Origin of the sequence: Natronolimnohabitans innermongolicus JCM 12255, from assembly GCF_000337215.1 — an archaeon.
GTDB lineage: Archaea > Halobacteriota > Halobacteria > Halobacteriales > Natrialbaceae > Natronolimnohabitans > Natronolimnohabitans innermongolicus.
This window is the reverse complement of the sequence record NZ_AOHZ01000014.1, coordinates 1-26,017: the sequence shown is the minus strand read 5'-3', so window position 1 is coordinate 26,017 and position 26,017 is coordinate 1. Positions and strand designations below refer to the sequence as shown.

The 26,017-nt window shown below is 65.3% G+C and carries 28 protein-coding genes and 1 pseudogene; 18 read left to right on the top strand and 11 right to left on the bottom strand.

The window, feature by feature from the left end; all coding sequences use genetic code 11:
- Positions 1-74 precede the first annotated feature (74 nt).
- A complete protein-coding gene (locus C493_RS02605; RefSeq protein WP_007257842.1) occupies positions 75-386 on the bottom strand; it encodes a DUF7518 family protein in 312 nt (103 codons plus the stop codon).
- Between the two features lie 164 nt (positions 387-550).
- Positions 551-859, bottom strand: a complete 309-nt coding sequence (locus C493_RS02600; protein ID WP_007257841.1) for a transcription factor S — start codon at positions 857-859, stop codon at positions 551-553.
- A gap of 193 nt (positions 860-1,052) precedes the next feature.
- On the opposite strand from C493_RS02600, the gene glmM reads away from it, so the two are divergent.
- Positions 1,053-2,411 (top strand): phosphoglucosamine mutase, encoded by a 1,359-nt coding sequence (gene glmM / locus C493_RS02595; protein WP_007257840.1) that lies wholly within the window; start codon positions 1,053-1,055, stop codon positions 2,409-2,411.
- Positions 2,412-2,463: 52 nt separating this feature from the next.
- Here glmM and C493_RS02590 read toward each other — a convergent pair whose 3' ends face one another.
- Positions 2,464-3,651 carry a DHH family phosphoesterase gene (locus tag C493_RS02590; protein WP_007257839.1) on the bottom strand — a complete coding sequence of 396 codons (1,188 nt, stop codon included), beginning with the start codon at positions 3,649-3,651 and terminating at the stop codon, positions 2,464-2,466.
- Between the two features lie 110 nt (positions 3,652-3,761).
- Positions 3,762-4,652 carry an SDR family oxidoreductase gene (locus C493_RS02585; protein WP_007257838.1) on the bottom strand — a complete coding sequence of 297 codons (891 nt, stop codon included), beginning with the start codon at positions 4,650-4,652 and terminating at the stop codon, positions 3,762-3,764.
- Positions 4,653-4,946: 294 nt separating this feature from the next.
- On the opposite strand from C493_RS02585, the gene C493_RS02580 reads away from it, so the two are divergent.
- The 3 genes from C493_RS02580 (at position 4,947) to C493_RS02570 (ending at position 7,179) form a co-directional block, all read left to right on the top strand.
- A complete protein-coding gene (locus C493_RS02580; RefSeq protein ID WP_007257837.1) occupies positions 4,947-5,213 on the top strand; it encodes a hypothetical protein in 267 nt (88 codons plus the stop codon).
- Between the two features lie 313 nt (positions 5,214-5,526).
- The gene (locus tag C493_RS22505) at positions 5,527-6,261 is read left to right on the top strand and encodes a hypothetical protein (RefSeq protein ID WP_152421079.1); all 735 of its coding nucleotides are present in this window, start codon (positions 5,527-5,529) and stop codon (positions 6,259-6,261) included.
- 483 nt (positions 6,262-6,744) lie between these two features.
- Positions 6,745-7,179: a zinc ribbon domain-containing protein gene (locus C493_RS02570; RefSeq protein ID WP_007257834.1), complete on the top strand. Its 435-nt coding sequence runs from the start codon at positions 6,745-6,747 to the stop codon at positions 7,177-7,179.
- A gap of 50 nt (positions 7,180-7,229) precedes the next feature.
- Here C493_RS02570 and C493_RS02565 read toward each other — a convergent pair whose 3' ends face one another.
- Complete coding sequence (locus C493_RS02565) at positions 7,230-7,655, bottom strand: DUF5791 family protein (RefSeq protein WP_007257833.1); 426 nt, start codon at positions 7,653-7,655, stop codon at positions 7,230-7,232.
- Between the two features lie 138 nt (positions 7,656-7,793).
- Between C493_RS02565 and C493_RS02560 the strand changes: the two genes are divergently transcribed.
- The 10 genes and pseudogenes from C493_RS02560 (at position 7,794) to C493_RS02520 (ending at position 18,225) form a co-directional block, all read left to right on the top strand.
- Complete coding sequence (locus C493_RS02560) at positions 7,794-8,882, top strand: tubulin/FtsZ family protein (protein WP_007257832.1); 1,089 nt, start codon at positions 7,794-7,796, stop codon at positions 8,880-8,882.
- 469 nt (positions 8,883-9,351) lie between these two features.
- A complete protein-coding gene (locus C493_RS02555) occupies positions 9,352-10,233 on the top strand; it encodes a coiled-coil protein (protein WP_007257831.1) in 882 nt (293 codons plus the stop codon).
- 248 nt (positions 10,234-10,481) lie between these two features.
- Positions 10,482-10,889: a nuclear transport factor 2 family protein gene (locus C493_RS02550; RefSeq protein ID WP_007257830.1), complete on the top strand. Its 408-nt coding sequence runs from the start codon at positions 10,482-10,484 to the stop codon at positions 10,887-10,889.
- A 94-nt stretch (positions 10,890-10,983) separates the two neighbouring features.
- Entirely contained in the window at positions 10,984-12,321 is a 1,338-nt protein-coding gene (locus tag C493_RS02545; RefSeq protein ID WP_049889092.1) for a carboxylate--amine ligase, read from the top strand.
- Positions 12,322-12,545: 224 nt separating this feature from the next.
- The gene (gene sppA / locus C493_RS02540) at positions 12,546-13,541 is read left to right on the top strand and encodes a signal peptide peptidase SppA (protein ID WP_007257828.1); all 996 of its coding nucleotides are present in this window, start codon (positions 12,546-12,548) and stop codon (positions 13,539-13,541) included.
- A 99-nt stretch (positions 13,542-13,640) separates the two neighbouring features.
- Positions 13,641-14,960 (top strand): DUF373 family protein, encoded by a 1,320-nt coding sequence (locus C493_RS02535; protein WP_007257827.1) that lies wholly within the window; start codon positions 13,641-13,643, stop codon positions 14,958-14,960.
- A gap of 49 nt (positions 14,961-15,009) precedes the next feature.
- Positions 15,010-15,750: a diphthine--ammonia ligase gene (locus tag C493_RS02530; protein WP_007257826.1), complete on the top strand. Its 741-nt coding sequence runs from the start codon at positions 15,010-15,012 to the stop codon at positions 15,748-15,750.
- A 90-nt stretch (positions 15,751-15,840) separates the two neighbouring features.
- Positions 15,841-15,969, top strand: a pseudogene (locus C493_RS21990) (diphthine--ammonia ligase); the annotation flags it as partial.
- A gap of 193 nt (positions 15,970-16,162) precedes the next feature.
- Positions 16,163-17,704 (top strand): FGGY-family carbohydrate kinase, encoded by a 1,542-nt coding sequence (locus tag C493_RS02525; protein WP_007257824.1) that lies wholly within the window; start codon positions 16,163-16,165, stop codon positions 17,702-17,704.
- A gap of 80 nt (positions 17,705-17,784) precedes the next feature.
- Positions 17,785-18,225 (top strand): DUF892 family protein, encoded by a 441-nt coding sequence (locus C493_RS02520; RefSeq protein WP_007257823.1) that lies wholly within the window; start codon positions 17,785-17,787, stop codon positions 18,223-18,225.
- 29 nt (positions 18,226-18,254) lie between these two features.
- Here the strand turns inward: C493_RS02520 and C493_RS02515 are convergent, their stop codons facing one another.
- The gene (locus tag C493_RS02515) at positions 18,255-19,226 is read right to left on the bottom strand and encodes a sugar phosphate nucleotidyltransferase (protein WP_007257822.1); all 972 of its coding nucleotides are present in this window, start codon (positions 19,224-19,226) and stop codon (positions 18,255-18,257) included.
- 124 nt (positions 19,227-19,350) lie between these two features.
- Between C493_RS02515 and C493_RS02510 the strand changes: the two genes are divergently transcribed.
- Positions 19,351-19,647 (top strand): transcriptional regulator, encoded by a 297-nt coding sequence (locus C493_RS02510; protein ID WP_007257821.1) that lies wholly within the window; start codon positions 19,351-19,353, stop codon positions 19,645-19,647.
- A 198-nt stretch (positions 19,648-19,845) separates the two neighbouring features.
- Entirely contained in the window at positions 19,846-20,208 is a 363-nt protein-coding gene (locus C493_RS02505) for a DUF7344 domain-containing protein (protein WP_007257820.1), read from the top strand.
- A 92-nt stretch (positions 20,209-20,300) separates the two neighbouring features.
- Here the strand turns inward: C493_RS02505 and C493_RS02500 are convergent, their stop codons facing one another.
- Entirely contained in the window at positions 20,301-20,774 is a 474-nt protein-coding gene (locus tag C493_RS02500; RefSeq protein WP_007257819.1) for a Rieske (2Fe-2S) protein, read from the bottom strand.
- A 90-nt stretch (positions 20,775-20,864) separates the two neighbouring features.
- Between C493_RS02500 and C493_RS02495 the strand changes: the two genes are divergently transcribed.
- Together C493_RS02495 and C493_RS02490 are read left to right on the top strand one after the other, a co-directional pair.
- Positions 20,865-22,007 (top strand): saccharopine dehydrogenase family protein, encoded by a 1,143-nt coding sequence (locus C493_RS02495; protein WP_007257818.1) that lies wholly within the window; start codon positions 20,865-20,867, stop codon positions 22,005-22,007.
- Between the two features lie 126 nt (positions 22,008-22,133).
- Positions 22,134-22,337, top strand: coding sequence for a hypothetical protein (locus C493_RS02490; RefSeq protein ID WP_007257817.1), 204 nt, complete (start codon positions 22,134-22,136; stop codon positions 22,335-22,337).
- A gap of 21 nt (positions 22,338-22,358) precedes the next feature.
- On the opposite strand, the gene C493_RS02485 is transcribed toward C493_RS02490, so the two are convergent.
- The 4 genes from C493_RS02485 to C493_RS02470 form a co-directional block, all read right to left on the bottom strand.
- Positions 22,359-23,255: an aminotransferase class IV gene (locus C493_RS02485; RefSeq protein WP_007257816.1), complete on the bottom strand. Its 897-nt coding sequence runs from the start codon at positions 23,253-23,255 to the stop codon at positions 22,359-22,361.
- Complete coding sequence (locus C493_RS02480; protein WP_007257815.1) at positions 23,248-23,910, bottom strand: anthranilate synthase component II; 663 nt, start codon at positions 23,908-23,910, stop codon at positions 23,248-23,250. The genes C493_RS02485 and C493_RS02480 overlap by 8 nt, the downstream gene beginning before the upstream one ends.
- Complete coding sequence (locus C493_RS02475) at positions 23,903-25,573, bottom strand: anthranilate synthase component I family protein (protein ID WP_007257814.1); 1,671 nt, start codon at positions 25,571-25,573, stop codon at positions 23,903-23,905. Before C493_RS02475 ends, C493_RS02480 begins: the two co-directional genes overlap by 8 nt.
- Positions 25,574-25,680: 107 nt before the next feature.
- A partial coding sequence (locus tag C493_RS02470; protein ID WP_007257813.1) for a DUF4332 domain-containing protein occupies positions 25,681-26,017 on the bottom strand: 337 nt, incomplete at its 5' end.

Sequence of the window (26,017 nt, the reverse complement as noted above, 5' to 3'; positions counted from 1 at the left end):
CCCTCCGTCGCTGCGGAACTCGTGGGTATCGCCGCGGCCGGAACCGAGCGGGCGGCCCCGACGACGCCACGCGGTTATGCGACAATAATGTCGTCGCTACCTGAGTCTTCCGCTTCGTCGGCGGCGTCGTCATCGTCCGCGTCGGCTGCGGCTTCCGCGACCTCGTCCGGCTCGGCTTCGGGGGTTTCCTCCTCGAGGGCCTCGCCCTGTTCCTGTTCTGCGGTAACGCGACGCTCCGGAACGCGCGTCGGCGTCTCGGCGTCCAGTTCGGCCTCGAGAACGCGAATTCGCTCCTTGGCTTCGATCAGTTCGTCGGTGAGTCCTTCGACCGTCGACTCGAGCTCTGCGACCGTCGACTCGAGTTTCTCGACGCGGTTGTTCGACATATCCACTAGCGGCCCGTCCGGATACATAAACGTACGTCAGACATTACTCATAAGTCTGGTAACTATCGCGGTAACGTGTGGTCCCCCAGAGGGGGGACCCAGCGGCGATTCGGACCGTTACGAAGCGGGGTCGTTCAACGGCGACGCCGCGGTCGACGCGACCGTCAGTTATCGTCTTCGCGCCACTTGTGTTCGCACTCGGTACAGATGAAAAACCGCGTCTCGGATTCGTCGGCCGCCCGGATCTGTTGCATGTACCAGTGTGCGCGGTCGTTGCCACACTCCGGACAGTGTGCGTCGGTTTCGGGTAGGGAGGTCTCTCCGGAGGACTCGATAATCTCGCTGGCCTCCTGGCTGTCGGTGACGATGTACTCGTCGGCGTCGCCTTTCGGCTTCGTAAAGCCACAGCTTCCGCACTCCCAGCGCCCGTCGTCGGCTTTCATCATCGAACCGCATTCGTCGCAGAATTCCATCGTTGTCCGGGCTACGACGGCCGAGTGACTTAAGCGGCCCGTTTGTCGAGGCAGCGACCGGTGGTGCTCCTGGCGCGGTCGTCCCGCGCCGCCGTCTACCGCCGTTTCGGCGATTCACGTCGACCGTTCGTCACGTCTCAAATCGCCGGAGGAAGTCCGATTTTTATATACCCGTTCGTGATACGACTCGCGTATGTTCGGAACGAGCGGTATCCGCGGGGAAGTCGGTGACGAAGTGACGGCGGAACTGGCCCTCTCCGTCGGCCGCGCGCTGGCGACCGAGGGCTACGAACGCGTCGTCGTCGGTCGTGACGTCCGCGAGAGCGGCGCGATGCTCGTCGACGCGCTGACCGCGGGGGTTCGCGAGTGCGGCGGCGACGTCGTCGACGTCGGCGTCGCCCCCACGCCGACCGTCGCCCGCGGCGTCGACTGGCTCGAGGCCGACGCGGGCGTCGTCGTCACGGCCTCGCACAACCCGGCCAGGGACAACGGGATCAAGCTCTGGTCGCCCTCGGGCCAGGCATTCGACGGCGAGCGCCGCGAGGCCATCGCCGACCGCGTCCGCGAAGAGCGCTACGACCTCGAGCCCTGGGACGGCCTCGGGACCCGCAGAGACCACGTGGGACTGCTCGAGCGCCACGTCGAGACGATCGCGGAGACCGTCGGAGACGACGAGGCGGACGACGCCCTCGAGGACCTCAACGTCGTCGTCGACGTCGGCAACGGCGCGGGCAGCGTGACGGCCGACGCGTTCGTCGAACTGGGCTGTTCCGTCCGTACGCTGAACGCCCAGCAGGACGGCCGGTTCCCCGGTCGGCCAAGCGAGCCGAACGCCGAGACGCTCGAGGATCTGCAGCGACTCGTCGGCGCGACCGACGCGGACCTGGGCGTCGCCCACGACGGCGACGGCGATCGGATGGTGGCCGTCGACGAGCGCGGCGAGTTCGTCCCGAAGGACCTCCTGTTGGCGCTGTTCGCCCGCGAAGCGGCCGGCGACGGCGAGCGAGTCGCGGCGCCCGTCGACACCAGCCTCGCGGTCGACGACGCCGTCGCGACCGTCGGTGCCTCGGTCACCCGCACCGCGGTCGGCGACGTCTACATCGCCGAGCGAGCGACCGAGGACGACGTCACTTTCGGCGGCGAACCCAGCGGCGCGTGGATCTGGCCCGCCGAGACGCTCTGCCCCGACGGTCCGCTCGCGGCCTGCAAACTCGCGGCGATGGCCGCCCGCGAGGGCTCGCTCGCCGCGCTCGTCGACGACCTCGAGACCTACCCCATCCGTCGGACCTCGATCGAGGTCGAAGACAAGGCCGCCGTCATGGACCGCGTCGAGGCGACGGTCCGCGAGCGCTACGACGAGGTCGACGCCCTGGACGGCGTCCGCGTCGAAGACGACGACGGCTGGACGCTCGTCCGCCCGAGCGGTACCGAACCCGTCGTCCGGATCACCGCCGAGGCCCGCGACGACGAGCGCGCCGATGCGCTGTTCGAAACCGCCCGCGAGATCGTCCTCGAAGCGGCGGAAGAAACCGGCGTCCCATCCGCCGAGTAATCAGCGATGGCGGGTGCTCCCGGGCTCGAATCAGATCCAACCCCAATCCTGACTATCGTTCGCCCGCGAGCGCCGAAAAGAGCCGCTCCTCGAGTTCGTCACGACTGATCCCCTCGGAGGGACCGATGCCGCTCATGTGGTCGACCGAGACCTGCCCGCCCCCCATCCGGGCGTGACCGCCGGCGTTGGCCATCGGAACGTCGCTCGTGGCGCGACGCAGCGCCTCGCCCATGTGGACGCGGTCGTCTCGCGAGCGTCCTGAGAGGTGGATCGTGCCGTCGTATTCGCCGTAGACGACGACCGCCGTGACGCCCTCCAGGTGCATCAACTCGTCTGCGGCCTGTGGAATCGCGTCGGCGTTTGGAATCTCGCCGACGTCGCAGATCGCGAACGGGCCCTCGACTCGCTTCTCAGTGATCGCGGTCGCTTTGACCTGCAACACGTCGTCGCTGACCTGCGGGTTGGCAATTCGCTCGAGCAGGTCCTCGTCGATCCCGGAAAACAGCGTCGCGCAGGCGTCGAACTCCGCGCGCGAGCAGCCGTTCGTCAGGTGGTTCGTATCGGACTGGATACCGTAGAGAAGTCCGGTCGCGAGCTCCGGCGAGACTGTCAGTCCGTTCCCGTTCTCGGCGCCCATCGTCGCGCCGAGGTCGTCGAGGTACTCGACGACGATGGTCGACGCCGCGCCGTAGTCGGTCCGGACGTCCGTAAACTCCGTCCCCGCGCCGTTGCCGGGGTGGTGATCGACGACCGCGATCGGCTCGACCGACTGCGAGCCGGCAAAGCCCCGCGGCGTGTTGTGATCGACGAGGACGACGGCGTCGGCCGCCAGTTGCGTGCTCGACTCGACCGACTCGAGATCGAGGTCGAGGACGGTCCGGAACGCGCGATTCTCCTGGTGGCGGATCTCGCCGGCGTACTGCAGCGTCGCGTCGGTTTCGACCGACTCGGCGATCCGTGCGATACCCATGGCACAGGACATCGCGTCCGGGTCCGGATTCGGGTGCATCAACACGGCGACCTCGTCGTGCTCGCCAAGCAGTCGTTTGAGCCGGACGCCGGGCGGTCGCCGAAACCAGCGGACGACCCACCAGCCGGCGACCGCGACCGCGACGGCCGCGACGACGAGCAAGGAAAGCACCAGCGGCTCGAGCGAGCGAAACCCGTCGACGGCGGACCCGATGACGAGCGCGTCCGGCCCGACGAACGCACTGCTGATCGAGTCGCTCCGGACGCACATACCACTGTATCAGATCGAACGGTCAAGAAATTTGTCCCTCTCGTGCTCGAGACGGGTAACTCAGTTACGGTGATTCAGTTGTTCGGTTCGAGCGCCGACGCCGCCACCATTTACGCCGCGAGATACGCCTCGATCGCGTCCCGATACCCCTCCCGGTAGGTCGGATACGCGAACTCGTAGCCCAGGTCCCGCAGTTTCTCGTTCGAACAGCGCTTGCTCGTCAGGATGCGCCGTCGCCCGGCTTCGGAGACGTCACCGTCCTCGAGTCGCTCGGCTTTCGTCTGCTTCGGTGGTTCGTCGACGCCGCAGCGGTCGGCGAGCCAGTCGGCGAACTCCCACTTGTGGGCCGGTTCGTCGTCGACGATCTGGACGACCTCGCCGCGGGCGAGCCCCTCTTCGAGGAGGAACCGGACCGCGCCGGCCGCGTCGTCGCGGTGGACCATGTTCAGGTAGCCTTCCGTAACCGGCCCCTCGAGGTAGCGCTCGAGGCGGTAGCGGCCGGGCCCATAAAGGCCAGCGTAGCGCGCCACGGTGCCTTCGAAACCGTACTCTGGAGGGCGCTCGAGGGCGATTCGCTCGGCCGCCGCGAGCACCTCGGTCTTCTCGGTCGTGGGCTCGATGGGCGTCTCCTCGTCGACCCAGTCGCCGTCGTGGTCGCCGTGGACGCCCGTCGAGGAGGTGTAGACCAGCCGCTCCGGTGGGGTCTCGCGCTCGCCGAAGTGCTCGATCGCCGTCTCCAGGCCCTCGACGTAGACCTCGCGGGCCGCCTCGGCGCCGCGACCGCCGCTGCTGGCCGCGAAGACGATCGCGTCGACGTCGGGGACTGCCTCGAGCGAGTCGGCGTCGGTGATGTCGGCCTGTACGGCCTCGAAGCCGGCGTCCTCGATCCGTTCGATACCTGCGTCGGACCGGCGAACCCCGATCGCGTCGTGGCCGCGGTCGGTGAGTTGGCGACCGAACTCGAGGCCGACGTAGCCACAGCCCAGAATTGCGACGTTCATACGCGACCTCGTGGACGCACGGACATAATTTCGGCGTTCGGAGCGAAAATCGTTCGCGTCTCGTCCGAACCGACGCCGCTTCGTCGTCTCCGACCGGAACCATCGGCCGCCCGCGGTCGAATCGCCGACTGATCCGACATACACCGGTACCAGCTATACGAACCCTGCGACTGTAGAAGATGGGCAGTTGCGATATAATCGCTAAGACTGGAGCTTCTCTCCCCGCAACTCACGAGGAAGAGAACTACAGACCGGCCCAGTATTGGTCGCGATCGCGGGATCGACGCCGAACCGATGGCTGCCCTCCCAGGGACGACGCCGCGGGAGTACGTTCGCTGCTATCACGAACTCGTCGCTGCCGACGCCGTGACCGGTCGGCTCGCAATCGGATCGCTGAAAGGGCACACGACCACGGAGACTGTCGACATTATCACGACGGTACGGGAGGCGATCAACCGGGACACGACCCACGTGAACGGCGAGATTGAGTTGCACGGCTTCAGCGTCGGGCCGGCGACGCACTCGCGAGCGACCGGCTGGCACTCGAGGGCGTGTCGGTGACGTGGCCCGACGACGAGTTCAGCGCAGGCGAAACGGTCCTGATCGATGTCGACGAGGATACCGTCCGGGTGCCGTTCGACGGCGACGAAATCGATACACTCGGGACGCAACAGAAGTTGGTAGGACAGTTCCTCTATTCAGAGCAGATTGTGAAAATAACGGTAAGTACTGTAGACGCACAAAATATTATTAATAGTTCTCAATCGGAAAATGTGTTTCAGATACATAACTTTAATAAACAGTCGGGATAAAATCCAGCTGGTTCAACATGAACCGAAGAAGCATCATAGCGGCTGTCGGCTCCCTCACAGCAATGGGAACGATTGGCACTGTCACCGCTCAAAACCGGAACGGAGAAAGGAGCAGAAGACAAATCGTGGAAAGCTTTCATGAAGATGGACTAGAAGGTGTGAAGGGCGAATTTGAAAAACAAAACTTAGACTATACTGTAACTTCGACTACGTTAGAGGAAAAACAGTCAGAGGAGTCGGAAGTCACACCAGAATACGGTTATGATGAGGACGAGTCTGAGGTGCAACTAATGCTGGCTGAAAATAGCAACCACCCGGATAGGATTTGGGCCACAGCATCAATGGCACTTGAGGAGGTAGACCCGTTTGCTGATAATTATGATGGCACAGATGATGCTATCGGCATTTCGTTTGACGACGATCATTGGTCAGTTGTTGGTTCAACATCTAAAACAGTTAATTACCCAGACGGTGTTGAAGAAGAAGGAGAAATATCGTTCTACTCTAATAGTTTGGAGGATGGAGGTTTGGCTGCAAACGTTGACTTGCCGGTTGATTTCTATATTAGGGGCGTCCCCTATCCACCAGAGACGACGAATGTGGCATTGATGACAGAGTTAAGGAATCTGGACGGCGTAGCAGGTAATATATTTGCCACCTACGTTCATAATGGTGGCTCAGGGTCTATCGATAGCATCTCTGGAGGTGCTGGACCAATTGACGTTGCGCTTTCCGGATGGGATAGCACTGAGAATTTTGACATAGCAGATGATGATAATCCAGACCCATATATGTAAATGTCAAACAAACACTTAACAGCATAAAGATTTAAACTCGAGAGAACAATAGTATTTTATATGGAAACTAGAGAGATTATAATCTCAGTTCTTGGATTACAGATAACAGTACTGTTTGGAATTTTGTCTTTGATAGGTCAAATAGGATCGGTCATATGGACAGAGGTTATGTACATGGGAATAGGTGTACTTGTGACGATCTTCGCGTTGGTCTCTAGTAGATCCGATCAGTAATGGGTAAGTTGTATTTCAATATAACCATAATTCGATCAATTATTTCTGTATGATGAATATTTCGACTGAGATTACCACAATCGAATAACGAAACCGCGCCTCGAGAGCTCCTAGGTGCCCGCACGCCGTAATGGAGCGCTAGATCGACGCGAACAGTCCCGAGAAAGTCGAGGATTCGAACGTCCTCGGCGTGGACTGCAACGTTGACGACCACATTGCACACATAGCACACATATCGCGTTCGAGAACTTGGAGCGGATTCGAGAGCGGATTAGCGATGGCAAGAAGTTCCAGCAGTGGGCGTTCCGCGAGCTCCAAGAACAAACCGAGAATAAAGCGGAACTGGCCGGCATCACGGTTGAGAAAGTCGAACCGGCGTACACGAGTCAGCAGTGTTCAAAATGCGGGTGTACGCTTGAAGAAAACCGCGACGGGCAACAGTTCGCTTGCTCGGAGTGTTCGTACACGGTGAACGCCGATGATAACGCCGCAAAGAACGGTGCTCGGAAACTCGCGCTCAAACTCCAGCGGGGGCAGAAGTCCCCTGCTGGAGGGGCGTTCTGTCAGTCCGCCCTGAAATCGGGGGTGATGACCGTGAACGCTACTGACGTGGCGTCCGACACACCCGTGTCGGCAGAACGAGAGTCCACTGACAAGCCCACCGCCTCAGCGGTGGGTAGCTGACTTCGATCGAATAGACGACGTAGACGTCGTCGACTGGCGCGAGTACTAGTTCAGGGCGCGCCGTCGGCGATCACGTACTGGACGTGAACGAACTCCTCGAGGCTCATCGGCGCGCGCCGTTCGATCTTCTGCTGGATCTCTTTGGCGTCCATGTCGATGGCGAGGTCCCCTTCGATCGCGTCGACGTCGAGGACGGCCGTCGTCATCCCCAGGAGCAGGTGTTCACAGGCGATTTCGACCATCTCGTCGGGTTCGGGTTCGCCCTCTTTGATCGACTGGATCTGGGCGGCCTCGGGGAGCGTGAGGCCGGGCGATTCCCCTCCGAGGAGCGCCTCGGCGGTCTCGCGGTCGACGTCGGTCTCGGCGGCGACCGCGTCGACGCCGTGCTGGGTGACGACGTCCCGGAGGTCGTCCTCGTACTCGGCGCGGAGGTCGGCGGGCGAGTCGGGGACGGTCGTCCGTTGCTCGTAGAACATGCGGGAAGGAACGGGCAGCGCGCTGAAAGGCGTTATTATTAGGTCGCGGCAGGATGCCGTTCGGTCCGGACGCCGGGGCGCCGGCACCTGTATTTGTTCACCGCAACGTTGAAATTCTCGCTCGCTCATGAAAGCACCATGAAAGTCGCCCTGATCGGTGTTGGTCAGGCCGGAGGCAAGATCACTGAACGGCTCGCCCGCTTCGACGCGGAGATGGGCTTCGGAGCCGTTCAGGGCGCCCTGGCCGTCAACTCCGCGAAACCGGACCTCCGCTCGCTCGAGTACGTCGACACGCAGTTGATCGGTGCCGACCGCGTCAACGGCCACGGCGTCGGTGGCGACAACGAACTCGGCACCGAAGTCATGCAGTCGGACATCCAGCAGGTCCTGAACGGCCTCGACGGCCGCGTCACCTCCCAGGCCGAGGCGATCTTCGTGGTCGCCGGCCTCGGTGGCGGGACGGGAAGCGGCGGCGCGCCGGTGCTGGTCCATCACCTCCAACAGGTCTACGACGTGCCCGTCTACGCGCTCGGCGTCCTCCCCGGACGCAACGAGGGCGCGCTCTACCAGGCCAACGCTGGTCGCTCGCTGAAGACGGTCGTCCGCGAGGCCGACTCGACGCTGCTCGTCGACAACGACGCCTGGCACGAACAGGGCGAGAGCGTCGAAGGCGCCTTCGAAACGATCAACGAACGCATCGCCCAGCGCGTCGGCCTGCTCTTTGCCTCCGGCGAGGCCGTCGAAGGCGTCGGGGAGAGCGTCGTCGACTCGAGCGAAGTGATCAACACGCTCCGCGCGGGCGGGATCGCCGCGCTGGGGTACGCGACCGAAGTCGCGAGCGAGGACAGCGGCGAGAACATCCGAACCGCGATGAGCGTCTCGCGACAGGCGCTGTTGACGGGAACCAGTCTCCCCGACGCGACGACGGCCGACTCGGCGCTGCTGGTCGTCGCCGGTCAGCCCGACCGCATCCCCCGCAAGGGCGTCGAGCGCGCCCGCCGCTGGCTCGAGGACGAAACCGGAAGCATGCAGGTTCGCGGCGGGGACTTCCCGCTCGACAGCGACCGACTCGGCGCGCTGGTCTTGCTCGGCGGCGCGGAGCGATCCGACCGCATTCAGGAGTTCATGGAACGCGCGCGCGAGGCGAAGCGGGCACAGGAACGCGAGGAGGAGAAAACCGATCCCGCCGAACAGTTCGCGGACGACCGCCTCGAGAACCTGTTCTAGTCGTTTCGTCTCGCCGGGGAATCGCGACGCCCCGATTTCGATTCCCGCTGCTGACCGAACGGCGGTCGTCGCTGACCTCGAGTGTGAAACTATCAGCTCGTGTGACGGTTGTGGCGCCTCTATGCGGCGTCTGCGGCCGACAGCTGCCACGTTCGTTTATAACCACACCTAGATCCATGTCATACCGCGACACAGTCCGAGGAGTCCCCTGCTAACGGTTTCCGGGGGTCTGGCGACCGTTACATTTAAATTGGAGGCACCAGTACGTACGGCTACCAGAACGCCACCGGGGCGCGTATCGCTCGACGATCGATGACAGGAAATCTTATTCACCGAGGTTTCGCAGATCGTGAGCGGACGCTGTGTGCGTCCGCGCCAGTCTCGCCGAAATACACTCGAGTGACGAGTGTCTCCAGCGAGACGAGCGAGCAGTGCCCGGTGCGGTATGGCACAGAGGTTTGAGTAACACATGGTAGACGAATCGAAAAACATCGAACTGACGGAAGACGACCTCGAGAACAAATCCAAAGGCGAGCTCATCAAGATGGCCGGTCAGCTGCGAGATCGGCGAAACGAGCTCAACCAGATGGCCTCCGAGCGCGCATCCAAGCGCGACGACCTGAACGCGAAGACACGCGAGAAGGTCGACGAAGCCCAGGAACACCGCGAGAAACGCGACGAGCTCAACGAGCAGGTTCAGGAGCACAAGGAGAGCCGCAACGAGCTCAACGCCGAGGCCAACGAGCTCTTCGACAAGGTCGAGAAGCTCAAGTCCGACATGGAGCTCGACGAGGGCAAGGACCTCGAAGAGCTCGAGGAGGAGATCGAACAGCTCGAGTTCAAACAGCAGACCGAGGTCCTCTCGAGCGAGGAGGAAAAAGAGCTCATCGAGAAGATCGAGTCCAAGCGCGAGGAGTACGAAGAGCGCAAGGGAAAACTCGAGCAGAACGAGGACCTCGAGGGTCTCGTCGAGGAAGCTGAAGAGGTTCGCTCTGAAGCCTCCCAGCACCACCAGAAGGTCACCGAGCTGGCGGACAAGGCCCAGGAACACCACAACCAGATGATCGAGGCCTACCGCGAGGCCGACGACATCCGCGACGAGGCCGACGAGATGCACGAGAAGTTCGTCGAGGCCCAGGAGGCCGCCGACCAGCACCACGAGGACTTCGTCCGCGTCCAGAAGCGCCTGCGCGAACTCGACAAGAAGGAAGAAAAGGAGCGCAAGTCCGAGCGCGACAAGAAGAAAGAAGAGGCCAAAGAGGAAGCCGAGGAGATCTATCAGAAGTTCAAGGAGGGCGAAACGCTCGACACCGAGGACCTGATGAAACTCCAGAAGACCGGACTGCTCTAGATCGGTTCCGTCTACCCGCGCGGATCTGCCGTTCGTTTTTCTCTCGATCTGTTTCGACGCCGTCTCGAGGAGTGCGCCCGATGCGATGTGACGGCCGTCGGTTCCCCGGCTAGCGATTTCTTCGAAGATGTAATTTTCGTATGTATTTTCACGTCCTGTGAACGACGTGAGCCCTTTTTGTCCGTTTGTGTGATCGGACAGACCTAGAAACGGGAATGAAATCAAATACGTGCCGATCGACTGCGGGTATGGCGCCTCGGGAACTCCTCGTAGAGTTCTACGCCGGATTCAACGCGTACGTGACCGGCGGTGACCCCGACGCAGTACGATCACTGCTGGCCGACGAGGTCGGTTTGACGGCGACCGGTAGCGATCCGGATCAGCCGGAGCGGACCGCGACCGGCGTCGATGCCGTCCTCGACGGTATCGGCGGCTCGATTCGCGACGAGACGGATCACCTCCAGGCGGTTCCCGACGAGTTCACCGCGATTGATGAAACCGTTGCCGTCTCGGGCGCGTACGTCGGAACGGTCGGCGACGAACACGTCGATATCCCGTTCGTTCACGTCTACGAACTGGAAGGCGAAACGATTCAGCACTGCTGGGCGTACATCGACACTACGCTCGACGGAGTCCGGGAGCGGATCACGCCGTGAGCGTGAGCCGTCTCTCCCCCAGCGGCGCATCCCACCACCGGCACATTGCGATATCCACCACCTACCGATGACGACCGAACACCACCCCTCGACTATGCAACACCAACACACCGAACCGGGCGTAGTCGTCCCTGGCATCGACGCACCGAGTACCGTCGCCTGTCTGCGCTCGCTTCACCCCCGCGGCGTTCGAACGATCGTCGCCTCCGAATCCGCCGAGACGCCGGCGTCGTGTTCAACCTACTGCGACGAGTTCGTCGAGGTCCCAGATCCGGACGCGGACCTGATGGCCTACGGCGACGCGCTGCTCGACCTCGCGCGGCGACCGGACGTCGAGACGCTCATTCCGGTCCGCGAGGAGGACGTCTACATCCTCGCCGACCGCAAGGACGAATTCGCCGAAGTCGTCCGGACGAACTGGCCCGACTTCGAGACGCTTCGACTCGTCCAGGATCGAGTCGAACTGTTCGCCGCGGCTGACGCCGCCGACGTCGCGGTTCCCGAGACCGCTCTCCTCGACCAGTGGACCGACTGGGACCGCGAGACGATCGTCAAACCGCGATACACCGTCTCCGCGCCCGCGTATCTCAGCGGCGACTCCGATGCGGTGACGATCGGCTCGACGGAGTATCAGCGACCGGGTTCGCCCCCGGACCCGCAGGCGGCCCGCGAGAAGCGCGGCCACATGCCCCTCGTTCAGGAACGGATCCCCGACTCGAGGGAGTTCGGCTTCTTCGCGATGTACGACCACGGGGAGCCGGTCGCGACGTTCCAGCACTGTCAGCGCCGGGGCTGGAAGTACTGCGGGGGCCCGAGCGCGTACCGCGAGACGGTCTACGACCCCGAACTCGAGGAGGCCGGCCGGGCGCTACTCGACGAACTCGAGTGGCACGGTCTCGCGATGGTCGAGTTCCTCCGCGACACCGACGCGGAGGAGTACAAGCTCATGGAGATCAACCCGCGGTTTTGGTCGTCGCTCCCGTTCTCGGTGCAGGCCGGCGCCGACTTTCCGTACTACTACTGGCAGCAGGCACGCGGCGAGCCGATCGATGTCGACGACAGCTACGAGGTCGGCATCGGGGGCCACCTCCTTCGCGGCGAGTTGAGCTACCTCCACAGCGTCGCGACCGAGGAGTACCCGATGGTCGAGCGACCCAACTTTGCCGACGCGGCTCGCGAGGTCGTCTCGTCGATCGTCCACCAGCCGCGGTTCGATTACGCGGTATCCGACGATCTGATGCCGTTCTTCCGGGATGGACTCAACCTCGTCCATGCGCTACGAGGAACCGAACAGGACCCATCATCGAGCGGCGACGACGCAGCCGGCGCTGTGGCCGCAGGCGACGAGGCGACGGCCGAGCAGTCGAACCCTTCAGCTTCCCAGCCACAGGGGGCGTCACCGTCGCAGGCGTCACAGCAACTCGACGACTGATACGGGTTCCTGTCCGTCAGTTCCGGCGCACCCGCGACCCGGGCGGCGGTTGCGCCGAGAAATCGGGACAGCAGTCCGTATGGTAGCCGTCCGGTAGTTGCGTCCGGCGAGAACGCGTTTCGTTCCGCAAACGCTCGCGAATCGGTAAACGGCGGTTTTGCCCGAAACCACCAGTGATTAACAGATGCCACGCACAGATACCCGTATGACTCGAGGTGACCGCAGTGGTCAGTAGTACGGGACTCGGCCGACTCCTGATCGTTCTCGTCGGCGGGATCGTCTTCGCCGCGATCGGCATCACGCTGTTCGTCGTCGTCCCGGAGACGACCACCGACTTGCTCGGCATACTGATCGCCGTCGCCGTCGCCCTCCTCGGGCTTCGGATCGCCGGCAACGTCGCGGGATCGCTGTTTCCCGGCTACGACGTTGCCGAAGTCGGCGTCGAGGGGCCGATCAGCCGCGACGGCGGTGGCGGGGGACTCCCGTCCGGGCCGCGGTCGACGCCGGCCGACGATATCGTCGAGCAGATCGACCGTGCGGACGCGGACGACAGCGTCGACGCGTTGCTGTTGAAGCTCAACACGCCCGGCGGCGAGGTCGTTCCCAGCGACGACATCCGCCTCGCGGCCGAGCGGTTCGACGGTCCGACCGTCGCCTACACGACCGACGTTTGTGCCAGCGGCGGCTACTGGATCGCCAGCGGCTGTGACGAACTCTGGGCTCGCGACGGGTCGATCGTCGGATCGATCGGCGTCATCGGTTCGCGGGTCAACGCCAGCGACTTCGCCGAGAAGGTCGGGCTCTCCTACGAGCGATTCGCCGCCGGCGAGTACAAAGACGCGGGGACGCCGCTGAAGGAACTCGAGGACGACGAGCGCGCGTACCTCCAGGGGCTGATCGACGACTACTACGAGACGTTCGTCGACCGCGTCAGCGACGGCCGCGACCTGGACGCCGAGTTCGTCCGCGACACCGAAGCCCGGATCTACCTCGGTGAGGAGGCCCACGAGCTAGGGCTTGTCGACGAACTCGGGACGCGCCGCGACCTCGAGGACGAACTGGCCGACCGACTCGAGCGCGAGGCGGTCAGCGTCGAGGAGTTCGAGCCCGAGCGGCCGCTGATGGCTCGCGTCGGGACGGGCGCCCAGCGGCTGGCCTACGCGTTCGGCGCCGGAATCGCCGGCCTCGCCGAGGAGCGGGAGTTCCGGCTTCGGCTCTGAGACGGGCTCCTGTACCGAGATACCGGCACAATCAGAGCCGGATCGCGATCCGTCGAACGAGTAAGTGGTTTTATCGTCACACGGAATGGAACGCCAACCGTGACAACGCTGGTCGTCTGTCTCGATCGGACCGACGACGTCGGTCGCAAGACCGGCCTTCGGTCGCCCATCGTCGGCTGGGAAGCCGTCCGCGCGCTGGTGACCGACGTCGGGCTGGCGGACCCGGAAGACTCGGGGGTCAACTCCCTGCTCGAGACCTTACGTGTCGCCCAGGACCTACGCGACGAAAACGAGGAGGTTGTCGTCGCGGTCGTCTCCGGGGACCGAGAGTCGATGGTCTCGGCGGATCGGGCGGTCGCCGCCCAGTTAGATGAACTGGTCGCCGACTACGACCCCGACTCCGCGGTCGTCGTCATCGACAGCGCGGAGGACGAGCGACTGGTTCCTATCGTTGAGAGCCGGATGCAGGTCGATTCAGTCGACCGGGTCGTCGTTCGCCAGGCCCGGGACATCGAGTCGACGTACTACCTCCTGAAGCAGTTTCTCGCCGACGAGGAACTGCGCCAGACCGTGCTCGTCCCGATCGGACTGACGCTGCTGGTCTTCCCGATGCTCGCGACGCTCGTCGGCCCCGCGGAGGGCGCGGCAGCGATCACCACCGTCATCGGCGTGTTTCTCCTCTACAAGGGATTCAACGTCGACGAACTGCTGACCAGAACGGCCCACCAGCTTCGGGAATCGCTGTACACCGGTCAGGTGTCGGTCGTCACCTACGTCGTGGCCGCCGGGCTCACGTTCGTTGGGCTTTTCATGGGCGCGCTCGGCGTTTCGAATCTGGACGATCCCCAGGGAGTCGTCATTCCGGCAGTGCAGTTCGCCTTCGACAGCGTTCCGTGGCTCGCGATGGCCGCGCTGACCGCGAGCGCCGGCCGACTGTTAGACGAGGCGATCGGCGACGAACCGATCCGTAGCTCGTATCTGAACCTACCGTTTATCGTCGTCGCCGTCGGGCTGGTCGTCCGCGGGTTCACCGCGTACTTCCTCGAGACTCAGGCCGTGATCGATCCGTTCGTCGTCCCGGCCTACGAGTTCGGCGTCGTCTCGAACGAGAGCTTCGTGCTGACCGCCGGCGAACGACTCGCGCTGTTCGTCGTCACCGCCATCGTCGTCAGTCTCGTCGGCGCGCGCGTCGCCTCACACTTCAGTCCGTCGGGAACTGACGACGACCCCGTCGCCGGAAGCGGAGACGACGACGTCTCGGGGCCGGGCCTCGAGTCGACCGTCGACACCGCATCCGAGGCGCCGGAGTCGTCCGACGCTTCGGGGTCGGGACTCACCGACGGCGGTCCCCCTCGAGACGCGACCGACCGCGACTCGAGTGCGCGAAGCGACCCCGACTCGGATCAAGACCTCGAGTAACGGCGCCGAAACCCGTCACGTCTTTACTGCTGTATCTCGACCGCTCTCTATGAGCGATGCAGAGGGTGCGTGGGTCGGTCTCTTTTCGGGCGGCAAGGACTCTTCGTGGGCCGTCTACCGAGCCCTCGAAGAGGGGCTCGACGTTTCTCACCTCGTCACGGTGCATCCGACCGGCGACTCGTACATGTATCACGTCCCCGCGACCGAGCTCGCGTCGCTGGCCGCACAGAGCATGAACATTCCGCTGATCGACGTCGAACCCGACGATTTCGGCGCCGCGGACGCGACCGATTCGAGCGCGCAGGGCGACGACGAACTCGAACCCCTCGAGGCGGCCCTGATCGAACTCGACGACGACCTCGAGGGCGGTATCGCCGGCGTCACCGCCGGCGCCGTCGAGAGCGAGTACCAGACGAGCCGGATCCAGGGGTTGTGCGACCGACTCGGCTGTGAGCTGTTCGCCCCGCTCTGGCAGAAAGAGCCCCGCGACCTCGCCGACGCGATGCTCGAGGCCGGCTTCGAGACGACGATCATTCAGGTCGCCGCCCACGGACTCGACGAGTCCTGGCTCGGCCGGACGCTCGATCGACAGGCGCTCGACGAACTCGAGGAGCTCAACGAGGAGTACGGCGTCCACATCCTCGGCGAGGGCGGCGAGTTCGAGACGTTCGTGGTGGACGGTCCGCACATGGATCGGCGGATCGACCTCGAGTACGAGTCGGAGTGGGAGGGAACGCGCGGGCGGTTGCGGATCACTGACGCGCGATTAGCGTCGTCGAACCGCGAGTGAGTGCGAGCGCGGTGCGACGCGCCGCGAGCGGCCGTTTTTGGACCAGATTCTTGCGCGAGCGGTAGCGAGCGACGCGAGCTACCCGAGCGGAAAAACGGTGGTTCCGAGACGTTCGTGGTGGACGGTCCGCACATGGCTCGGCGGATCGACCTCGAGTACGAACGGGAGTGGGAGGGGACGCGTGGCCGATTGCGGATAACGGACGCGCGACTCCAGTGAAGTGATCCACCGTCGGTGGGAGTGTGGCGAGCGAGCGGCGTTTCGATCGCGTCTCCTCGAGGGAGACCGCTGTGCCCTATCGACCCTCCGGATTCGTCGCGCGAGCGCCGACGAACGGCTATCGCTCGCTCCTCGAGCGTGCATCAGCGTCGATAACCGGAATTTATTATCGCGCATTTCAGTTTATCGACCGATGAGCGTCTATCTGGGTGTCGACGCGGGGACGAGGAACGTGAAGGCCGTCGCGTACGATCTCGCCGGTCGCCGGGTGGCGATGGCATCGGAACCACAATCGGTACTGAATCCGGCGTCGGGTCGCGCCGAACAGGACATGGCGGCGGTCTGGTCGACCGTCGCGGAAGCGATTCGCTCGGTGACCGACGACCTCGAAGCCCGCGGCTCCGGGGGCGAATCCGCACCGGCGATCGAGGCCGTCGGCCTCACGGGACAGGGCGACGGCTGCTGGCTCGTCGACGTCGACGGAGAGCCGGTTCGAAACGCCGTGCTCTGGTCTGACAGCCGCGCGGCCGGCGTCCTCGAGGAGTGGGCGGCCGACGGCACGCTCGAGGCGCTCGTCGAAACCTGCGGCTCGCGCCCGTATCCCGGCATGGGACTGCCGGTGTTGCGGTGGCTCGCCGACGAAGAGCCGGAGAGCCTCGAGGCGGCGACGACGGCGTTTTCGTGTACGGACTGGCTCGCGTTTCGGTTGACGGGCGACCGCGGGACCGACTACACGGAGGCGACGGTCCCGTTTCTGAATCGGGAGACGGAATCCGTCGAGCCGGCCGTCTTCGAGCGCGCCGGGCTTGCGGATTTCCGGTCGCTTCTCCCGCCGGTTCGGAAGCCGACGGACGTCGTCGGCCGCGTGACGGCTGCGGCGGCCGAGCACACCGGCCTTCCGGTCGGAACGCCGGTCGTGACCGGTGCGATCGACGTCGTCGCGTCGGCGATCGGAAACGGGGCGGTACGGCCGGGTGACGGCGCCGCCTCGATCGGAACCTCGATCTTCACGCAGGTCATCGGCGACCGCCCCGGCGAGAGCGAGACGAGCATCGGCATGGCGCTCGGTCTCGACGGCCGCTGGACGACCGCGATCGGGTCGAACGCGGGGACCCGGAGCCTCGAGTGGGTGCGATCCGAACTCGCCGACGGTGCCTCCTTCGACGCGCTCGAGGAGCGGGCGCGGGCGGTTCCCGCCGGGAGCGAGGGGCTGTTGTATCTCCCCTACCTCAGCGAAACCGGCGAGCGGGGTCCGTTTACCGATCCGAACGCGCGTGCCGGATTCGTCGGTCTATCGCCGGCCCACGGGCGGGCGCACCTCGTTCGAGCGACCTACGAGGGGCTCGCGCTCGCGCTGCGAGATTGCGTCGAACACCTGCCCGTCGAACCCGAACGGCTCGCGCTCGGCGGCGGCGGCGCGCGATCGACGTTTTTCCGCCAGCTCGTTGCCGACTGCGTCGGAACGGAGATCGTCGTGACGGCCGACGACGAACCCGGCGCGAACGGAGCGGCGATGCTCGCTGCGGTCGGGAACGGCGAGTTTTCGGACCTCGAGCGCGCGGCCGAGGCGATGACGGCAGTTCACACGCGATACCAGCCCGCGACCGACGCGTCGGCGACCTACGACGATCTGTACGAGACGTACGCGGCGGCCCGGGAGGGCCTGGAGCCGGTCTGGGACGCGCAGGCTGCGTTCCGCGAGGGGGTCGATTCGGACGACGTCGCGTCGAGATAGCCGCGTCCGTCCGACGCTCGCGCGCGTTCGCTTGAGACGGCCGTCTCTCTTTGCGCCTCGCCGGTGACGTCACCGACGGTATGATCGAATCCGAGCGCGACCTGTTCGTCCGGGAACTGCGCGAACTCTACCACCTCGAGCAGGAACTCGAGGAGCTCCGGTCGTCGTTGGCCGAGTCGGCGACCGACGAGGACGTCGTGGAGTACTACATGGCTCACAGCGAGTCGACGGGAGAGCAGATCGGCCGCCTCGAGACGCTGTTCGAGGCCGTCGAGGCCGAGCCCGGCGCGCTCGAGAGCGCCGCGCTCGAGGGGCTGTGCGAGGACCGCCAGGAACTCGTCGGCGACCTGGTCGAGACGGAATTCTGGCGAGCGATCGAACGCCTCGAGATCACGAAACTCGAGACGCTGTTGACGCTGGCGGATCGAATGGACCTGCCCGCCGAAGTCGTCGATCCGCTCGGGCAGACGAAAATCGAGGCGGCGGACGGACTCGAGCGAGTGCAGGCGTTGACGTCCTGAGAGGGCTCGGATCGACCGAATCGAGGCGACTACGGCGACCCGTTCGTAATCGTCGTGTGTGCGCCGATGAGCGCACCGGCCAGGTCCAGATCCTCGAGAGTGGTTCCTTCGTCGATGATCGAACGGCGGACGTCGGCGTTTCGCACCGTCGCGTCCGGGAAGATCACCGCGTGGTCGAGAGCGGTGCTCTCGAGGGTGACGTCGCCCATCACGTGGACGTTGTCGCCGATGGTGGCGTCCTCGAGCGTCGCGGAGTCGGCGACGATGGACTCGCCGTCCAGATGCCAGGCGACGGCGTCGAGGTAGCTTTCGGGGGTCCCGATGTCGTACCAGGCGCCCTCGAAGGTGTAGGCGTACGTCGACTCCCGGTTTTGCAGCCACTGGACGAACCAGCCGGGTTCGTCCGGGTTGTTCCCCTCCTCGAGGTAGGTCGGGAGCAAGGAAAGCGAATCCCGCGGAAACGCATAGCAGGCGATCGAAACCAGCGTACTGTTGGGTTCGTCGGGCTTCTCCTGGAAGTCGACGACGCGTTCGCCCTCGAGTTCGACGAGGCCGTAGGATTTGGCCTTCTCGCGGGAGCCAACGTCGTAGGCGGCCAGCGTCGGCGCGTCCTGCGCTTCGAAGTAGTCGAGAAAGTCCGCGACGTCGAAGCTGATCAGGTTGTCCCCGGCGATCACGAGCAGGTCGTCGTCGACGTTCTCGCGGTCGATCAACTGGGCGAGCGCGCCGACAACGCCGAACTTGTCGTCTTCTGCTGCGGTGTCCTCGACCGACAGCGTCGGCTTCGCAAACTCGCTGTCGGCGAGGTGGGCCTCGAAGTCGGCGGCGAACCGTTCGTTCGTGCTGACGAACACCTCGTCGATGCGGTCGTCGGCCTCGAGTTCGGCGAAGATCCGGTCGATGACGGTCGAGTCGCCGATCGGGAGGAACATCTTGGGCCGATGTTTCGTGATCGGCCACATCCGAGTCGCGTACCCGCCGGCAAGCACGACGGCTTTCATGGCCGCACGTTCACCAGCGCCGGGTAAGTGGTTTGCCCTTTCAACGAGTTGCCATCCCCGACGCCCGCAGGCGACTCGAGGCGGGCAGCGAAACCGTCAAATCCCGACGACCGCTTCATCCCGTATGCGCGAGGCCGACGAAACGACGCGCCAACGACTCGCCGACGCCCTCCGCGTCGAACCTGCAACGCCGAGCGAACTCGCCGTCGAACTCGATCTGACGCCACACGCGGTGGTTCGCCACGCGGAGCACGTCTCCCGTTCGATCGACGGGGCGACGACCGACGAACAACTTCTCGTCGCCCCACCGACGTGTCGCGACTGCGGGTTCGACGGGTTCGACGACCTGTTGAATCTCCCCTCTCGATGTCCCGACTGCAAGAGCGAGTCGGTGACGGAACCCACGCTAACGATCGAGTAAGTGTTACCTCATTGATCGGTCAAGTTTTGATATGAATCTGAAACGAATTCGATACTAATATTTAGCGGGGTGCCGAGAAATCGGTACGAACCCTCGAGCGAACGGGCGGTCGATCCTCGTTCCCGTCGATCACTGTCACCGTCTCTCGTCTTTCGAACGCAGGTTCCCGTCCGTTTCGAGAGGTCTCGAAGGATACGAATGACTACTACGCCCCATCAAGAGCCCGACTGTGTCGACTTCGTGTTGACGGTCCTCGACGAACTCGACGCGTGCGAGGCGTCAGCTCGAACGATCGACGACGCGTTCGGACTGCTCGCCGACCAGCGGCGACGGCTGCTGCTCGAGGTTATGCGCACCTACGGCGAGGAACTCACGCTCCCGGACGTGGCCGAAGAGGTCGCCGTTCGCGAAACCGGTCGGCAAGTGCCGAACATCTCCGCCGAACGCGTCCACGAGACGTATCTCTCGCTGTATCACGATCACCTGCCGCGACTGGTCGACGCCGGGTTGCTCGAGTATGACCAGGAAGGCGACCTCGTTATTCCGGTGGCAGTGCAGTGATCGTCGCCGCTGTGGCGGTCCAAGCCTGAACTGGTGGGGCGAACCCGGTCGTGCGGTGCGGTTCGCCCTATCAGTCGACGCTTGGGAGGGTACTAGATTTTGACGTTCGAACTCGAGGTCAGATCGTCGCCGTCGTCGATCGGTCCCGCGCCGACGTACTCGTAGTCGTCGTCGGTCAGGTAGACGTCGCCGTCGGCGACGGTCACCTCGAGGTCCGTGAGGTAGGCGCCTTCGCAGGGACCGAACGTACACTTGCCCGAATCGGCCGCGAAGTACGCGCCGTGGTTCGCACAGACGAGTTCGCCGTCGCGCATCGGCGCGCCGGAGCCCTTGTCGATCTTGATGTGAGTCATGTGCTGGCAGTAGTTGAGCCAGCAGGCGACCGCGGTCGGCGTGTCGTTGTCATCGTCGTCGCTACCGCCATCGTCGGTATCATCGACGCCGTCGGTCGCGACGAGAATCGCCTCCTGCTCGTCGTCGGCGTCGGTTCCGTTTCGCACGCGAAAGACGACCGTCGACTCCGTCGGCACCGACTCGAGCGACGTAATCCGTTGAGACGCGTCCATCGGGCGCCGGTTATCCATCGGCCACACTGAACGTTGTGGTTTCTCACCCGTCTGACGCAGCTTTAACATCCGTAATGCCGAACGACGGCTATGGGCGCTTTTCTCATCTACGGCTCCTACGGCTACACCGGGCGACTGATCGCTCGAGAGGCCGTCTCTCGCGGGATCCCGACGACCGTCGCCGGACGCGACGGCGCGGCCGTTACCGAACAGGCGGCCGAACTGGGCGTCGACGGTCGGACGTTCGACCTCGAAGACGGGGGCGACGTCGCCGCCGAACTTCGCGAGTTCGACGCCGTCTTGAACTGCGCGGGTCCGTTCGTCGAGACGGCCGAACCGATCGTCGAGGCCTGCCTCGAGGCCGAGACGGACTACCTCGATATCACCGGCGAGTTTCCGGTGTTCGAGCGCCTCCGCGGGCGCGACGACGCGGCCCGGAGCGCCGGCGTGACGCTGCTGCCTGGCGTCGGCTTCGACGTCGTCCCGACCGACTGTCTGGCGGCGTTTCTCCACGAACTCGTCCCGTCGGCGACCGCCCTTTCGCTGGGGATCAAAAGCGCCGGGCCGCTCTCTCGCGGGACCGCTCGCACGGCCGTCGAGCACCTCGGCGGCGACAGCGTCGTCCGTCGCAACGGCCGGCTTCTCAGGGTCCCCATGGGCTTTCGGACCCGCGAGATCGACTTCGGCGACGGCCCCGAACACGCCGTCACGATCCCCTGGGGAGACGTCGTCACCGCCGCCCACACCACGGGTATCGACTCGATCGAGGTGTACGCGGCCGCCCCGTCGTGGGCGAGCACCGCGATGCACATCGGCGACGCGCTCCCGATCGGGTGGGTGCTCGAGAGCGAGCCGGTCGAGGACGGGTTGAAGCGGTTGATCGACGCCGCGGTCGACGGCCCGGACGAGCGCGCTCTCGTAACCGACCGCGCGACGGTCTGGGGCGAGATCGTCGACGACTCGGACGGCCGTCGCGCTCGCGCCCGACTCGAGACGCCGAACCCCTACGCGCTGACCGTCGAAACCGCGGTGAACGCCGCCGAGCGCGTTCTCGGAGGACGAACCGATCGGGCCAGAGCCGATCGGATCCCCGCCGGCTTCCAGACGCCGGCGTCGGCTTTCGGCGCGGCGTTCGTCCTCGAGTGTTCGGCCGTCGAGCGCGAACTGCTCGAGTCCCCGTCGGACGTCGACGGGCCGACGCCGCCGGTACTCGAGTCGGACGCGAACGATTGAGGGGAGCTTCGACTTCGCTCTTGGGCTGACCCGTCTGTTCCGTTCGCTCGGTTCTGTCCGTTCCGTTTTGGTCTCAATTCTGGAGAGCGGTAGCCCTATCCGCGGAGACGTGTACGGTCCGCACAGATGGTCGGATGGATCGTCCGCGACGTAGTGCCCTGGATCGTCGTCTGGACCGCCTTCGCGTACGTCACGATCGTGGTCGTCGAATTCGTCGCCTTCGGACGCGTCGACTGGCTCGAGCCCTTCCCTGGTGTCCTCGGTGCGGGTATCGGAGTCGCGTTCGCGCAACGACTGCTCTCGTTTTCGCCGCTCGAGCGCGGCTCGTAACGGGGTCGCGGCCGAGCAGAATCAGTAACAGACGCGCTCGACGCGCTCGTCGTACAGCCTCGAGAGCCGGTTCGTGATCGGCCCGTCGCCGACCGCCTCCCCGTCGAGGGTCGCGATCGGTCGGAGCTCCCAGGTCCGATTCGTCAGGAACGCCTCGTCCGCGCCGCGGACCGCTTCGATGTCGTACCGTCCCGTCTCGAGCGGAATATCGTCCGCTCGAGCCGACTCGAGGACGAGTTCGCGCGTGATCCCCGGGAGCACGGGGCCGTCGGTCGTCGGCGTGTAGAGTGTGCCGTCGCGGACGAAAAACAGGTTGCTCGTCGCGCCCTCGGCGACGTTGCCTTCGCAGTCGCACATGAGCGCTTCGTCGGCTGCGACGGTCCCGTCGTCGCTTCGCAGCTCCGTCCGCGCCAGGATCCCGTTCAGGTAGTTGTGCGTCTTCGCTGCGGCCGGAATCGCTTCGTCGGGCGTCCGTCGGGTCTCGACCGTCCGAACCGTCGCGTGACGGTCCCAGACGGAGGCGCCCTCGAGGCCGCCTCGAGGCAGCGGCTTCGCGTAGATCACGACCGTGGGATCGACGTCCGGCCGTGGCGTGAGTTTGCCAGGTTGTACGCCGCGGGTAATCGAGAGGCGAACGTAGGCGTCCGCGAGCGCGTTCGCGTCGAGGACGTCGTCGATCCGCCCGCGAAGGTCGTCGGCCGACAGCCCGTGCTCGAGCGAGAGCGCCTCGCACGTCGACTCGAGTCGCTCGAGGTGGCTGTCCCACGCGAGGGGCGTCCCGCCGTAGACGCGAAGGGTCTCGAAGGCGGCGTCGCCGTAGCGAAAGCCGCGGTCGTCGACGCTGACGGTGGCCTCGTCGGCGGGGACAAGGTCGCCGTCGACGTGGTAGTAGCGGTCGGCGTCGCAGTCGTCAGCCATCCCGCCCCTCCGTCTCCGCGGCGAACCGACAGAAGTTCGCGATCATTCGCTTGCCCACCCGCAACGAGATCCCGTCGACGTCGGCCGCGTCGTCGTGCCCGCGCGTCAGGATGCTCTCGGGGTGAAACTGCACGCCGAACTGGGGCTTCTCGCGGTGACGGACGGCCATCAACACGCCGCGCTCGTCCGCCGTGCGGGCCGTCTCGACGAGCGTGTCGGGCAGGTCCGCGCGGTCGACCGCCAGCGAGTGGTAGCGTCCGACCTGGACGGTCTCCGGCAGCCCGTCGAAGAGGACGCCCCCGTCGTGATCGACCGTCGACGGCTTGCCGTGGACGACCGACTCGGCGTGGACGACGGGGGCGCCGTTTGCCGCACACAGCGCCTGGTGGCCCAGACAGACGCCGAGAATCGGGTAGTCGGTCTCGGCGAACAGCGGGATCGAAATACCCGCGTCTGCGGGCGTTCCGGGGCCCGGCGAAACGACGATCCCCGTGGGGTCGATCGACTCGAGGTCGTCAAGGTCGAGGTCGTCGTTGCGCCGGACGAGCACGTCGTCCGCAACCTCGCCGACGTACTGGACGAGGTTGTACGCGAAGGAGTCGTAGTTGTCCACGACGAGGATCCGCGCCCCCTCGGCCGCGGCGTGCTCACGCATCGGACTCACCGCCGTTTCCGCCCGTCCCGGACTCGAGGGCCATCTCGGCTCGGTCACCCAGCGCGTCGTCGACGGCGGTGATCAGCGCGCGAGCCTTGGCCAGCGTTTCGTCGTACTCCCGGCGCGGTTCGGAGTCGTGGACGATCCCCGCCCCCACGCGCAGGTGGTACTCGTCGGCGTGGCGAACGAGCGTTCGGATGACGATGTTCAGGGTCGCCCGGCCGTCGAACCCGAAGACGCCGACGCTGCCGGTGTAGGGTCCGCGACGGGTCGCCTCGAGGTCGTCGATGATCGCCATCGTCTTCGGCTTCGGCGCGCCCGTGATCGTGCCACCCGGGAAGACGGCCGCGATCGCGTCGGAGAGCGACCGATCGTCGCGCAATCGGCCGGTCACGTCCGAAACGAGGTGCATCACTTCCGCGTAGCGGTCGATCCGACGGTACTCCGCGACCTCGACGGAGCCGTACGCACAGACCTTCCCGAGGTCGTTTCGCTCCAGATCGACCAGCATGGCGTGTTCGGCCCGTTCCTTCTCGTCGGTCCGGAGGTCGTCCTCGAGTCGGGCGTCCTCGGTCGGGGTCTCGCCGCGCGGTCGCGTGCCGGCGATGGGCTCCGTTCGGACGAAGTCACCGTCTCGCTCCAGCAACAGCTCGGGGCTCGCGCTCACCAGCTCCGCCGTGCGAAACTCGAGCAGACCGGAGTACGGCGCCGGATTGACCCGTCGCAGGGCGTCGTAGGCCGCGACGGGATGGACCGCCGCCGGGGCGACCAACCGCTGGGAGACGTTCGCCTGGAACGTGTCGCCCTCGCGGATCGACTTCTTGACGTCGGCGACGCGTTCGGCGAACGCCTCGCGGCCGCAGTCGCTCTCGAAGGTGGCTTCCGTGGCCGCCACCGGCGCCTCACCGATGGACGCATCGCCCTCGAGCGCGGCGCCTGCGAGTTCGAGGGCGCGCTCGCGACCGCGGTCGTACGCGGCGTCGATCGCCTCGTCGGCCGGCGCAGTCTCGTCGCCGACGGTCAGCGTCGGGCACGCGGTCACGCGGAGTGTGGTGTCGCCGCCTCCACGTTCAATTTTCGTTTCGTTCTCGTCGTCACCGCCCTCGACAGCCGGCGCCTCCCAGGCTGCGAGCCGATCGTAGACGGCCACCTCGAGTCGCGGCAGTCCGCGGTCGTCGACGGCCGAGTCGGGGAGGGTCTCGAGTTCGCGGGCGATATCGTAGGAGAGCCAGCCGATCGCGCCGCAGGGGTAGGGAACGTCGCAGTCACCGCGGGCGAGCGCCTCGCCCTGGAGCAGCCCCTCGAGTGCGGCGAGCGTCGGCGAGTCACTGTCCGCGCCCGCGTCCGCATCTGCGTCCGATCCGGACCGAACGACGGCGTCGGCGCCGACCGTCAGCCGGTCGACCGGATCGACGCCAAAGTAGCCCCAACCGGGCTGCCCGCCGGTCGTCTCGAGGTAGGCGTTCCCCGCGGCGTCGGGCTCTCGTGCGCGTCGGTACGCCGAAAACGGATCGTCGACCGTCACGCGAACCTCGACCGGAACGCGGACGGTCTTCGCGTCGGTCCCGGTGAGAGTCGCGACGGCCGACCCGCGCGAGTCGAACCGATCACGGACGGCGGTTCGAAACGACTCGCGAGCGGTGACGACGCGCGGCTCGTTCATGTCGCTCGAGACGGGCGGCGCGACTAATCGTTTTGCGATTTCGAGAAAGCGGCGGCGAAAAACAGCGGTCGGCGTACGGGGACGGCGGCGTTTTGGATCGCGTCGAGTTACCGGACCTCGGCGCGGTCGATCCAGCCCTGAATGCGTTTCTCGGAGACGTCGGTCTGCTCGGCGAGGTCGGCCGCGTCGGCGGCGGCGAGGTCGGCCACGGTCTCGACGCCGGCGGCGGTGAGTCGGTCGGCGTAGGCGGGGCCGATTCCCTTGATCGAGTCGACCGGTTCCGGCGCCGGCTCGTCGGGCTCGGCGTCGGCTTCGTCGTCGGGAACCTCGCCCTCGGTGATGTCGGGCGTTTTCTCCGATTCGGGCGCCGCATCGTCGGTCGTCGGACCGGCGGCTTCGGCCGGCTCGGCCGCCGCTGCGGCTCCGTCTTCGGTGTCGGTCATC